General features: G+C 34.9%; 9 protein-coding genes. 5 read left to right on the forward strand and 4 right to left on the reverse strand.

The genetic code is table 11. The features are described 5' to 3' along the window. The 4 genes from G3A46_RS08445 to G3A46_RS08460 all read left to right on the forward strand — a co-directional run bounded on the left by G3A46_RS08445 (nucleotide 1) and on the right by G3A46_RS08460 (nucleotide 5,526). Nucleotides 1-564, forward strand: coding sequence for a mechanosensitive ion channel domain-containing protein (locus tag G3A46_RS08445; RefSeq protein ID WP_165148723.1), 564 nt, complete (start codon nucleotides 1-3; stop codon nucleotides 562-564). 53 nt (nucleotides 565-617) lie between these two features. After that, nucleotides 618-3,110, forward strand: coding sequence for a PIG-L family deacetylase (locus G3A46_RS08450; RefSeq protein ID WP_165148726.1), 2,493 nt, complete (start codon nucleotides 618-620; stop codon nucleotides 3,108-3,110). 122 nt (nucleotides 3,111-3,232) lie between these two features. Beyond that, on the forward strand, nucleotides 3,233-4,930 hold the full coding sequence (locus G3A46_RS08455) for a sodium:solute symporter (RefSeq protein ID WP_165148728.1): 1,698 nt from the start codon (nucleotides 3,233-3,235) through the stop codon (nucleotides 4,928-4,930). A 26-nt stretch (nucleotides 4,931-4,956) separates the two neighbouring features. Further along, entirely contained in the window at nucleotides 4,957-5,526 is a 570-nt protein-coding gene (locus tag G3A46_RS08460; RefSeq protein ID WP_165148731.1) for a GNAT family acetyltransferase, read from the forward strand. Nucleotides 5,527-5,622: 96 nt separating this feature from the next. Here the strand turns inward: G3A46_RS08460 and G3A46_RS08465 are convergent, their stop codons facing one another. The 4 genes from G3A46_RS08465 to G3A46_RS08480 form a co-directional block, all read right to left on the reverse strand. Continuing rightward, on the reverse strand, nucleotides 5,623-6,966 hold the full coding sequence (locus G3A46_RS08465) for a T9SS type A sorting domain-containing protein (RefSeq protein WP_165148734.1): 1,344 nt from the start codon (nucleotides 6,964-6,966) through the stop codon (nucleotides 5,623-5,625). A 175-nt stretch (nucleotides 6,967-7,141) separates the two neighbouring features. After that, a complete protein-coding gene (locus G3A46_RS08470; RefSeq protein WP_165148737.1) occupies nucleotides 7,142-9,940 on the reverse strand; it encodes a GEVED domain-containing protein in 2,799 nt (932 codons plus the stop codon). Nucleotides 9,941-10,296: 356 nt separating this feature from the next. After that, nucleotides 10,297-11,034 carry a hypothetical protein gene (locus tag G3A46_RS08475; RefSeq protein WP_165148740.1) on the reverse strand — a complete coding sequence of 246 codons (738 nt, stop codon included), beginning with the start codon at nucleotides 11,032-11,034 and terminating at the stop codon, nucleotides 10,297-10,299. A gap of 214 nt (nucleotides 11,035-11,248) precedes the next feature. Further along, entirely contained in the window at nucleotides 11,249-12,292 is a 1,044-nt protein-coding gene (locus tag G3A46_RS08480; RefSeq protein ID WP_165148743.1) for a YCF48-related protein, read from the reverse strand. Between the two features lie 311 nt (nucleotides 12,293-12,603). On the opposite strand from G3A46_RS08480, the gene G3A46_RS08485 reads away from it, so the two are divergent. Beyond that, on the forward strand, nucleotides 12,604-13,815 hold the full coding sequence (locus G3A46_RS08485; RefSeq protein ID WP_165148746.1) for a methyltransferase domain-containing protein: 1,212 nt from the start codon (nucleotides 12,604-12,606) through the stop codon (nucleotides 13,813-13,815). Nucleotides 13,816-13,972 lie beyond the last annotated feature (157 nt).

The following is a 13,972-nucleotide window of genomic DNA, read 5'->3' on the forward strand; positions in this document are numbered from 1 at the left end:
ATGATAAACCTTAAAGAAATATACCCAGAACTATTAGAATCTATCATTCTAATAGTTGTACTAATCCTGATAAGAATAATTTTAAAAAGAACAGTTCGAAATTTCACCGACAAAATTGAACGTTTGGAGCACCGCACAGGTCTTATAATGAAGCATATAGATTATTCTATTTATTTTTTAGGTGCTTTAGGATTCTTTATTATTTGGGGACTTGATTTTGAAAACTTAGGATTAGTGATGTCGTCGGTTTTTGCCGTTATCGGGATTGCGTTTTTTGCTCAGTGGTCTATACTTAGCAATATTACGAGTGGGGTGATTATGTTTTTTACTTTCCCATATAAAATCGGGGATTATATAAAAATTCACGATAAGGAAGCCCCTTGCGAAGGAACTATTGAGGATATTAAAACATTTCATATTATCCTGCATACCCCAGACAATGAAATTATTACCTACCCAAATAGTATGATGCTTCAGAAAGGTGTGAGTATTATTCGCCCAGAAGAAATTCAAGAGCACTTACAAAATCTCGAGAAAAATAAGGAAGAGTTGCCTCCCATATAGTTTTCTCAAATAGGTATCTTTGAAAAATTATCGAATAAAACAGTACTATTTTTATGCAAAAAACATCGATTTATAGCTTTCTGCTTTTATTATTTACACTAGCTGCTACTGCTCAAGCCCCGAAAAAACCAACCGCATCCGAAATATATCACAACCTTCAAAAACTAAATTTTGTAGGGTCGGCATTATATATTGCTGCACACCCCGATGATGAAAACACAAGGCTAATTTCGTATTTGGTAAATGATGTTCACGCAAATACTGCCTATCTTTCAATAACAAGAGGTGATGGCGGGCAAAATCTAATAGGCCCAGAGCTTAGAGAATTACTTGGCGTTATTCGTACGCAAGAACTTCTTGAAGCTCGTAAAACTGACGGCGGGCAGCAATTTTTTACTCGCGCCAATGACTTTGGGTATAGCAAAAATCCAGATGAGACATTTGAGTTTTGGAAAAAAGAGGATGTTTTAAGCGATGTAGTAATGACCATCCGAAAGTTTAAACCAGACATCATTGTAAACCGTTTCGACCATCGTAGTCCTGGTAGCACACACGGGCATCACACAGCTTCGGCCATGTTGAGTTTAGAAGGTTTCGACTTGGCAAATGATGCAACAAAATTCCCTGAATCTGCAAATGAACACGGTACATGGAAACCTCAACGTTTGTTTTTTAATACATCGTATTGGTTTTATGGAAGTAAAGAAAAATTTGAAAAAGCAGATAAATCAGATCACGTAAAAGTAGAAATTGGTAATTACTTTCCTTCTCTCGGATTATCCAATGGTGAAATAGCCTCGTTGAGTAGAAGTATGCACAAATCACAAGGATTCGGAAGTACGGGCTCCCGTGGTTCTGAAACTGAATATTTGGAAATTCTTAAAGGTTCAAAACCTTCAGATAACAATCTTTTTGAAGGAATAAACACTAACTGGTCGAGACTTGAAGGAGGAAATGAAATTGCAGCTATCCTAAAGCCTTTAGAAGAAAACTTCAACTTTGAAAATCCTTCACAAATGCTTCCGCAATTATTGGAAGCCTATCCACTTGTGTCAAACTTAAAAGATAAGCACTGGAGAGCAATAAAGTTAGCGCAACTAAAACAACTCATTTTAGATTGTGGCGGAATTTTCTTGGAAGCAGTTTCCGAAGAAAACACAATCAATCCTAACGACAACTTTAATGTAACAGTTGAAGCAGTTAATCGAGGAGGGAATAGTGTGGCGTTAAAATCGATTAAAAATGCTAATGGAAAAGCACTTTGGAATACTACCGAATCGCTTCCATTTAACAACAAAAAAAATATTGAACTTACCCTTCGTTCAGAAAAAAACACCCCACCTTACTCCTCACCCTATTGGCTAAATGAAAAAGGAACAGTGGGCATGTATGCTGCACCAAAGAAATTAATTGGCCTTGGAGAAACCCCTGTATTTGAACAGTTAATTTTTGAACTTCAATTTGGAAATACTGTAATTCCATTTACTAAGGATATCATATATAAATTCAACGACCCCGTAAAAGGAGAAGTGTATCGTCCTCTTGAAATTCTACCAAAAGTTACCGCTTCAATTCCTGAGAAGGTTTTAATTTTCGCAGATAATAGTTCAAGAAATGTTTCGGTAATTGTTAGAGCTGGAAAAGATAATATTTCAGGGAATGTAAGTTTAAAATATCCTGAAGGCTGGAAAATTGAACCAAGTCAGCAAAATTTTGAGCTGAGCCGAAAAGGTGAAACAAAAACTTTTAGTTTTAAAGTTACTCCACCAAATAATCAAAGTGAAGGGTATTTACAAACAATTATAAATGCTGAAAATGAAACTTTTGATAAGGAGTTAGTGCTTATCGATTATGACCACATACCTTATCAAAGTGTACTTCTACCTTCCGAAGCAAAAGTTGCGAAAATAGATATTCAAAAGAAAGGTCAGAGTATTGGATATATAAACGGAGCTGGCGATGCTATTCCAGAAAGCCTGAAGCAAATTGGGTATTCCGTTACAACTATAAATCCTTCAAACATTTCAGAACAATCATTAAAAGGTTTTGATGCAATTGTAGTTGGAATACGCGCTTATAACGTAGTTTCAGACTTAGCTTTTGCACAACCTATTTTGAACAAATACGTTGAAAATGGTGGGACAATGATTGTACAATACAACACAAGCCACGATTTAGTAACAAAAGATCTTGCACCTTACTCTTTAAAACTTTCAAGAGACAGGGTTACTGATGAGTTTTCTGATGTAAAGTTTCTATCACCAAAACACCCTGTAATGAATACACCAAACAAAATCACTCAAGCAGATTTTGAAGGTTGGGTACAGGAACGCGGTTTGTATTTCCCTGATGAATGGGCAAAAGAATTTACACCAATTCTGGGTATGAAAGACAGTGGGGAAGCTCAAACAAAAGGCTCACTCTTAGTTGCCAAATATGGCAAAGGACACTATATTTATACAGGTTTAAGTTTTTTCAGGGAACTTCCTGCAGGTGTTCCAGGAGCATTTAGAATATTTGCTAATATGTTATCAATAGGAAAGTAATTTATATAATTATGAATGAGGAAAAACAAAAATTTGTTTGGAAAAGAAGTTTTACGATAGTACTTCTTTTGAATGCTGTGTACATCTATTTGTTTTATTTACTAATGCAAAACTTCGCCTAAATGCAGCAGATAGATTGGATTGTTTTAATCGGAACCCTAGTATTTATCGTACTTTATGGCACTTGGAAATCGCGCCAGCAAAAAGATACGGGTGATTATTTAAAAGGTGGAAACAACGCTCATTGGTGGACAATAGGATTAAGTGTAATGGCTACACAAGCCAGTGCGATTACTTTTCTTTCTACTCCAGGTCAAGCTTTTCACGACGGAATGGGCTTTGTGCAATTCTATTTTGGATTGCCAATAGCTATGGTAATTATTTGCTTGGTATTTATTCCTATTTATCACAAGCTCAACGTTTATACAGCCTACGAATACCTTGAAAGTCGTTTCGACAAAAAAACTCGAACCTTAACGGCAATTCTGTTTTTGATACAACGAGGTTTGGCTTGTGGAATTACCATTTTTGCTCCTTCTATTATTCTTTCAGCTGTTCTTGGATGGAACCTTATTTACTTAAATGTTATAATTGGAGTTCTAGTTATAATCTATACGGTAAGTGGTGGAACAAAGGCCGTAAGTGTTACTCAAAAGCAACAAATGGCTGTGATTTTCTTCGGTATGCTGATTGCTTTCCTTTTAATTCTAAACTACCTTCCACTAGACATTACATTTACCAAAGCACTAGAAATTGCAGGTGCCAACGGAAAAATGGACATTCTTGATTTTTCATTCGATTTTGATAATCGTTACACATTTTGGAGTGGAATTATAGGAGGTTCTTTTTTAGCCCTCTCCTACTTTGGTACAGATCAAAGTCAGGTGCAGCGTTATCTTTCTGGAAAAAGTGTTAAGCAAAGCCAAATGGGGCTAATTATGAATGGTATGCTAAAGGTACCAATGCAGTTTTTTATTCTGCTTGTAGGTATAATGGTTTTTGTGTTTTATCAATTCAATAGCTCTCCACTTCACTTTAATCCTTCTGCAGTTAAAGATGTAAAACAATCGAAGTATTCAAATGAATACACTGCTTTAGAAGCGGAGAAAAGTGCGCTTGATTTACAATTAAACTCAGCTCAATTAAGCTATTCAAAAGCAGAAACAGATGCTGAAAAACAAAGCATCGCACAAGAGATAAAAGACTTAAACAAGAGTGAAAAACAACTTCGCGATCAATCGGTATCACTTATAAAGAAAGCAAATCCTAATGCTGAAACTAACGATAAGGATTACGTTTTTATACATTTTATTTTAACAAACCTTCCACGCGGACTTATTGGTTTATTACTTGCTGTAATTTTAAGTGCGGCAATGTCATCGACTGCTTCAGAGCTGAATGCTTTAGGAAGTACAACCACAATAGACCTCTACAAAAGAAATGTACCAGGGAAACGTGAAAAGCATTACGTTGCAGCTTCGCGAGGCTTTACGCTTCTTTGGGGAGTAATTGCTATTGGTGTAGCTTGTACAGCAAATTTATTTGACAACCTTATTCAGTTAGTAAATATTATCGGATCTATTTTCTATGGAAACGTCTTAGGAATTTTCCTACTAGCCTTCTTCATAAAATATGTGCGTAGCAAAGCGGTTTTCATTGCAGCGCTAATTACTCAAGTAATAATAATCTACTTCTGGTATATCGATTTAATGCCTTATTTATGGCTTAACTTAGTTGGTTGTGTAATTGTAATGACTATTGCTGTAATACTTCAAACTGTTTTGCCGAACAATAAAAAAGAGGAAGAAATAGCTTCATAGTAGTTCTCATTCTAAATTCTGAAGTTATGATAAATACAAGATTGGCTTATAAACAGGACATTGAAGGCGTTCTTTTACTTCAGGAGAAGTATCTATATCGCAATTTAAGTGAAGAAGAACGTAAAGAAGGTTTTGTAACCACTCCTTTTACAACTTCCCAATTGGAAGAAATTATTAGCCTTAATGGATTATTTATCGCAGAAAATGAAACTAACGATGTTGTAGCTTATGCTTTCGCTGGAAGTTGGAAGTATTTTGAGCAATGGGATATTTTCAAGGTAATGATAGCTCGGTTGCCTCAACTTTCATTTAACGGAAATAAAATTACCACCGAAAACACTTTCCAATACGGACCTATATGTATAGATAAAAGATATAGAGGAACGGGATTACTCAATCAGCTTTTTGAGGAGATGAGAATAGAGTTTTATAAGAAGTATCCTATCTCTATTACCTTTATAAATAAAGTAAATGTAATTTCTGAAAAGGCTCACACTAAAAAATTAGGCTGGGTAATTATAGATGAGTTTGAATTCAACAACAACACTTATATCAGTTTAGCTTTTGATATGAAGAATTCGGTTTTACTACAATAATCAGCAATTAGGTGTTTTATATTTCAAAACTCATTCAATAAAAAAGCTGCCCTTTAACTAGGACAGCTTTAATTAATTTAAGTATTCGGTTAGAAATTACTTCTTCACAACTTTAAAGTTCTCAGTAATTCCGTTTTCAAAAGTAATCTTGAAAATATAAGTTCCAGCCGTAAGCTCAGAAACATTTACTTTACCATTAGTAATCTTATGATTGCTCAACACCTCTTGACCTAATAGGTTATAAGCTGAGATAGTCTCAATATTTTCTTTAGAATTTATAATCAATTCATCCCCCATTGGATTAGGGTAATAAGTAAATTTTACATTTGAAAAATCGTTAACTCCAACTGTGCCACCTATATTAAGTGTATAGTCTTCAGCTTGTCCATAAGCGTAATTCACACAAGGGTCTAATGGTGAAACATTAAAATTCTTTACTACTCGTAACAGATATTCACCTTCCTCTAAACTATTAGGCAAAGTAATTGTTGCAGTTGCTTGCTGTCCATCTGTACCTGTAGATCCATTGATAGAACCAATCTCAAAAGCTTCAAAAGTACTCCACTCTTCACCTGTTCCGGCTGTATTTATAAAAACCGTAAAAAAGTTATCATAAGGTCCTTCAGTATTTCCTTCTAGTGCAACATCGATTGATGCTCCTACTTCAGCATTAATTACTGTACTTGTAAAGTCTTCTAATGGCAATGTACTAGTTGGAGATGATGTATTATCTACATCAGCCATTACAACTCTAGTAATTGGCTCTACCCAAGCATTAATATCAAACATACACTCGAATGGTGGTGGCGTAGCAACCTCGCAATGTAATTTAAAAACTCCTTGCGCTCCATCTGTACTTTCAATCCACGGACCTCCTGCTCTACCATGTATTGGTTTCCCCAAAGTTCCTGAAGTGTTAATCTCCCAGTAAACCTCAACGCTACTATTTTGACCTACCGGTTCCATCCAATATTTAGCACCTGAAGCACCTCCTTCAAAAGTTAAATCTACTTCTACCATAACTGTATAAACACTATAGGCGTTAAATGCAAATCCTATTGGCACTTGGGCATATGGCTCAAGACCAGTGATTGTTTCCAAAACTGTACTGCCCGGAGAACCATTGTCATCGTTATAAAATGTTAAGTCTAAAGTATTGATAGGTTGGAGCGTCATTATATTTAACTCTACAGAACGGATATTTAAAGTGCTGTTTGGAGCAACGTCAAAATCGTCTGCATGCCTAATAATTTCTGCACCTGCTATTTCTTTTCCATTCTCAAAATTATTGCTGTCATCCCCTTGTCCACAGTCTAAAATTACCGTTTTGTTTGAGTCAAGAGAACTATCTAGAGACTGCCCATAACCATTATGAGAAATAGACAATAAAAAAGCTAAAATTAAAATTAATGATTGTTTTTTAAGTAGTTTAATATTCATTACTTAGGTTTTATTGTTAATATGTTACCAAATATATTCATAAAATTTACGTCGAACAAACCCAATGTTTAGAAATCATGAGGAAGGAATTATATGGGATTATTTAATGATTTTCTACAAAAAAAAAGCTGCCCTAAAAAGGGCAGCTTTATAATATACAGTCTAAAAGTATTTCTTACTTCTTCAAAACTTTAAAGTTCTCAACTACTCCGTCTTCAAAAGTAACACGGAATAAGAAAGCACCTGTAGAAAGTGAAGAAACATCAACTTTACCAGCTGCAAAATTTACATTGTTCATCACAACTTGTCCTAATAAGTTATACACTGAAATAGACTCAATGTTTTTATTGGAAGTAATGTTTAACTCATTCTCCATTGGGTTAGGGAAGTATGTGAAATTAGAACTTGTGTAGTCATTAATTCCTGCTACACCATCAACAGTAACTGTGTAGTCTTCAGTTTCACCATATCCTTGATCTTCATCACAAGCCATATCCCAAGTAGCATCTGTCTCTGGAACTGCTGCTACACGAACTCTCATTCTATAGTTTCCATCTGCAGCATCTGCAGGAATAGCAATATCTTCGGTTAGAGTTTCTCCGGTTCCTGTTCCAATGTAAAAGAATTCATTTTCATCAAAACTTCCACTGTTATCAAAATCAATCCAAACTGAAGCCGATTCAACATCCCATCCATTACCTACAGTTACAGAAATTGGATAAGTACCACCAGCTTCAACAGTAGCTACCATTGAAGTATAATCGGAATATCCACCAGCACTACAGTCAGTAGTATTATCTATCTCTTGGAAAGTAACATTTACAATATTATCTCCATCACTACAAACTAATGTAGGAATACAATAAAGCGAAGTCTCTATAGTTGTAAATGTTGCAATTTCAGAATATGCTGTTTCTGATGATAAGGTACAAGTAACCTCTAATCTCCACTCAACCGTAACTCCACTTTCAGAAGGTGCAGTTGCTAAATATGTAGAGAAAGTATCTGATGCATCTCCTTCATTTATCCATCCAGCACCATCTGTATTAGATTGCCATTGGTATTCCAATCCAGTTCCGGTTGTAAACCCAGTAGCCGCAACCGTGTATTCAGTATCAACTTCACCTTCTTCTGGAGTAACAGTTGTGATACCTGCTTCAGGAGTTCCTGAACAATCTACAGTACTCGCTTCTTCAACTTCTAATGTAAAATCTAAAGCTTGACCATATCCTGGTTCAATTCCCATTCCGAATGGATCAAATTGAATACCACAAGGAGTAACAATCGCATCAGAAAGATCATCAAAATAAGTTTTTGTAATTCTAACTCTTGTAGCTCCAACTACAGCATCTGAAGGAACCAAAATGTCCATACTCACTGAAATTCCATCGTCTCCAGTTGAATTTTGTAAAGTTCCTAATTCATAAACTTCACCTGAATCGTCTAATATATCATTTTGATTCCAGTCTATAAATGCAACGATATTGGTTTCAAAATCACCATAAGTGTTACCTTCTACACTAATTGTATAAGTTTCTCCTGCAGTAACATTCACAACAATATCAGTTTTATCTACTAATACAGAAGTTGTGTCTTCGTTTGTAATAGTTGTTCCTGCAAATTCAACTTTAGTAATTTCTTCAACAATTACATCAACAGCATCTTCTATATCGCAATAAGGACTTGGGAAAGGCGCAGTACCTGCAACATTTACAGTATAATCCTCTACTTGTCCATATGTGTTAGTCCCACAAGGGTTTGAAGAAGGAGAGTTAAAGTTTTTTCTGATACGCATACGGGTTTCACCTTCAACTGCATCAACAGGAACAACAATATCATTAACTGCTTGTTGCCCATCTGTTCCATCAGAATTTATAATTGAACCAATTTCTACAAATTCGGTTGTTTCAAACACACCATTTTGGTTCCAATCAATCCACACTGAAAAATAATTTGTGAAATTTCCACCTGTATTACCTTCGGCTGCAAAACTATATGTTCCACCAGCTTCTACTTGCGCTACTATAGCAGTAAAATCTTCATATCCTAATGTACTTGACACTGGAGAATCGTTATCAATTCCTGCAAAAACAACTTTAGAAATTGCTTCAACATTACTACTATTAGCTCCACAATATGAAATTTCTGTTGTAAAAGTTGACACATCAGAGTAAGAAGTTTCTCCAGATGCAGTACAAGTTACTTCTAACCTCCATTCTGTAATATCTCCTACCTCGCTAGACGCCGTTGCAGTAAAATCTTCATAAAAAGCAAATGCTGTACCGTGATCCTCCCAACCTGCGTTGTTTGTATTAGACTGCCATAAGTACGTCATTTCACCAGCAACTGTGTAGTTTTGGGCTGATACAGTATACGTTGAGCTTGGGTTTCCAGATGTTGGATCTACCGATGTAACACCTCCATCAGGTGTTCCTGTACAAGAACTTAGTCCAGTTACTATAAGCTTATAGTCTTCAAATTCACCGTAAGTAAAACCTGTTACACAAGGATCAATATCGCCAGATGAACTTAACCAATGGCTTACAATTCTCATTCTAGTTTCACCTTCTGGGGCATTAGCAGGTACGCTAATAGTTCCTGTGTGGTTAGTGTCGTATGATGATGATGAGTATGCAACTTCGTTAGCTACATCAAAAACTCCATCTTGATTCCAATCAACCCAAATTCTAAATCCAGCAGTTTCGTCTTCAATATCTACAGAAAAATCAACTGAGCCACCAGCAGTTTGTGATAAGGTATGCGTATCAAAAAAGTCGCCGTAACCGCCGGTTGAAAATCCACTTCCTAAGTTTGAAATGTTTTCAACTCCATTAGTAGTTGAAAAATTATCGATAAATCGATCAGAGTTTGTCCCTTCTGGAACACAGTATTGAGCATTCATTGTTTGGGTCATAGCGAATGAAATCATCAACGCTAATAAAATTGACCCTTTTCTAAGTAATTTGTTCTTCATTATATTGGTTTAATTATTAAAATTTTACCAAATATGTCATTAATATATCGGAATCCAAAATTAGGATGTTAGGATTTACGGGCTAATCAAGGGCTTTTGAAGAATTTTAAAAGATTAAATAGTCCGGTTTTTTCAATTTAATAATTGTGGTAATAGACGAACAATCAATTTATTAGATTATAAAACTTGTGAAGATTTTATTGCCCAATTTTTATCAATCAAATTATTAAATAAAAAATGAAAATTATTAAACTACTATAGAAAACCTGAATTTATTGTGAAAGTGATAATTATTCAAAAAAAAACCGGCTCCAAATTGGAGCCGGTGATAAAAGTGGAATTATTTGTTTACAAGATTAATCGTCAAGTAAATCAATTTTATCTTTTATGTGTTCTTTCATTGCATCTGCAATATCGCGGTTTCCATCTTCATCGTTAGGACTAATTTCAATAACTCCATCACCATTTCCGTCAACTGCGTTTGAAAGATCTACACCTGTTGTAGCGTCAAAAACACTGTTTAGGTCGAAGTTAATTACAACACTATTCTGATCGTTTGATATAACAGTATTAGTTTCTCCTTCGTCGAACTCTACTTCTAGTTCTTCTTCAAAATCGTGCCAGAATACAAATGGAACACCGTCTATAGTTCCTTCCATTCTTATACTCTGCTCATAAATTTCGCTATCTGGATTTTCGTTTTTATCAAATTCGAATTCAATTTCTTCAAGACGACCATTAGGTGCATCTACTATAGTAATTACAACTGGAGTTGGGGATAATAAATCCAATTCAAAAGGACCTTTTAATTCAATCTCTTCTTCACTATTATAGAAGTTGTCATCTCCGATGATATCATCGTACTCCAACTCAATTTCTTCTAAATTAATTAAGAACTTAGACAGTTCAACTACTGGACCATCCAAAACGGTGTTTTTACCTGCGTTTGAAGAATAGTTGGCTGAAGCATAAATACCAAGCTTTCCATTTCCATCTTCAACAGATAACGAATCGTCATCGTCTGAACACGCTGTAAATGCGCCCGCTAAAGCAATGGCGAGTAAAGGTTTTTTAAAATTTTTAATCAAATTCATAAGTTTAGGTTTTAGAATTAGTTCGACTTATACCCCCTAAAACGGCCTATATTGTGAAATGATATTTTTAAAGCCCTAAATTATTCTTAAAATGATACTAAGCAAGTGTTAATGACTGTAAGTTTTTACAAACCAAAAGCCTATTAATACCTAACTATCAATATTTTACAGATATAAATAATAAATGTAGTTTAACAATGAAGAAATTATAACGCTACTTCTTAAATACTAATTTTGAAATTCTTTTATTGCCTGAAGCGAAAGCTACACTATCGTTAACAAATTCAATAGCGAAAAAACCAACTTTTGAAAGTTCCTTCCAGTTTTTACCTCCATCACCGCTAAACGAAATTCCAGGTGAGCCAACCGCAACTAGCCCTTGCCCTTTTGTGCCAGGTACATATTTTACAGAAGAGCGATACCCCGGCTCCTTTCCATTTGCAATCAATTTCCAAGTTTTACCGCCATCTTTAGTAATAGCCTTGTTCCCTTCATTAAACTCTTTGTCTTCCCAGTTTCCACCGAAAATAACGCCGTTTTTCTCATCTAAGAAGTCAACAGAGTAAATTCCAGTCATCGCTTGTCCTTGAATAATTGGTGTTTTATATACTTCCCAAGTTTTTCCCTTATCAGAAGTATGCATAATTCGAGCTTTTTTACCACCTGTTGCCACCCAAGCATTATCTCCATAAACGGCAATATTACTATTACTTGCCGCAAATGCTGCTTCGCCTTTTTCTACTTTTGGAAGATTTTCACAAGATAACTTTTGCCAAGTATTTCCACCATCGCGGGTAATTATTACAGACATACAGTCTTCTGTAGGGTCGCCAATTGCAATCCCTTCCATATCATTCCAAAACTTCATCGAGTCGTAAAACACATTCTCGTTTTTCTCTGAATAAACCTCTTCTATGTTGGTTGCATCTTTTCCATCAAAACCAATTTTATAAAGCACTGCAGGATTAGCGATACTCAAGACAAAAACCGCTTCGTTTGTTGTTGCTATAGATCTAAAATGAAGTAAGGTATCTTCATATTTAATTACAGCTAGCTTCGGAGTGTCGCCGTCAATAAAACCAACTTTTCCTTGATCTGCTGCAAACCAAACTCTGTTTTCATCTAAGGGTTGAATAGCGCGAATACTCAAACTGTCTATAAAAACTGGTGTAATATCAACAGAATTAAATTCTACTTCAGGCTTAGTGTTACAAGAAACTAATGTTAATGCAGCTAATAGGATAAAAAGAAATCGCATTTTTAAAATTTTTGGCAAAAGTAAACATTCTAAAATACCAAATATCATAACCTATTTATAAATGCTTGGGAACATCAGATAAATTGAAAATATCTTTCAACTTTTAAGTCTTTTGGTAGTAAATTGTAAAAAATAATTTATAAAATATTTTTTTTGATTTCGATTTAAGTTTCAATTTCAGTTTCAAAGAGATACCTTTGCACTCGCAAAAGTTTTCAACTGATTGAAAGCCTTAAAGTCAAACACAAATTTCAGGAGTAATTTTATTAATTAATCTGGTTTTGTGTTATATAAATTGAATACCCTATTAAATGAAATTACACCGAAACCTAGTATTCGCTACTATTGATTCACTTCACCTTATTTTCAACGAAAATAAACAAGCCGATAAAGTATTAAGAAGCACCTTAAAACGTGATAAACGTTGGGGTGCGCGAGACAGAGCATTTATTGCAGAAACCACTTACGATATTGTAAGGTGGAAACGCCTATATTCAGAAATTGCTGAAGTTCGCGAACCTTTTGACCGTCCTAATCTATTTAGATTATTTACTGTTTGGGCAACCTTAAACGGAATTAAAATTCCAGAATGGAAACAATTTGAAGATACTCCTACCCGTCGTATAAAAGGAAGATTCGACGAACTTTCTAAAATTAGAAAATACCGTGAATCTATTCCAGATTGGATGGATGAGTTAGGTGAAAAAGAATTAGGAAAGAAATGGGATAAGGAAATTGCAGCCTTAAACAAACAAGCCGACGTTGTTTTACGCGTAAATACCTTAAAAACTACAGTTGAAGCGTTACAAAATGAATTATCGGACCTTGAAATTGAAACTGAAACAATAAAAGGTTATCCAGATGCTTTAAAACTTAAAGAGCGTTCAAACGTATTTATTACAGATGCTTTTAAAAACGGTTTGTTTGAAGTACAAGATGCTTCTTCACAAAAAGTAGCTGCTATGCTAGACCCAAAACCTGGAATGCGCGTTATTGACGCTTGTGCAGGGGCGGGCGGAAAAAGCCTTCATATTGCAACAATGATGGAAAATAAAGGCCAGCTAATTGCAATGGATATTTACGAGAATAAACTTATCGAACTCAAGCGTAGAGCTCGAAGAAACGATATTTTCAATATTGAAACTCGAGTAATTGATTCCACTAAAGTTATAAAGAAGTTGATAGAAAAGGCCGATAAGGTTTTAATTGACGCTCCTTGTTCTGGATTAGGAGTTTTAAGAAGAAACCCTGATGCTAAGTGGAAACTTCAGCCTGAATTTTTAGATAAGATTAGAGCTACTCAAAAGGATTTATTAGAAAGCTACTCTAGAATGGTAAAGCCAGGTGGAGATTTGGTTTATGCTACTTGCTCTATCCTGCCTTCAGAAAATGAATTACAAGTGAAAGCATTTTTAGCTAGTGAAGCTGGTAAGAATTTTACGTTATTAAATGAAGAAAGAATCTTGCCAAGCAAAAGTGGTTATGATGGTTTTTACATTTCTTTATTACAAAAGAAGGCATAAAAAAAGATTGATTTTATATAAGAAAAGAGCAGGCAAAAGTCTGCTCTTTTCTGTTTTACACCTCTAGAACTTCAAAAAATCGAATTGTTGTTAATTAAAAATGATAATTAGAGAATTTTGAAGCTTTTTAGATAAATAGATTATCCTTTAAAATAGT

Origin of the sequence: Aequorivita sp. KMM 9714 (assembly GCF_011065475.1) — a bacterium.
GTDB lineage: Bacteria > Bacteroidota > Bacteroidia > Flavobacteriales > Flavobacteriaceae > Aequorivita > Aequorivita sinensis.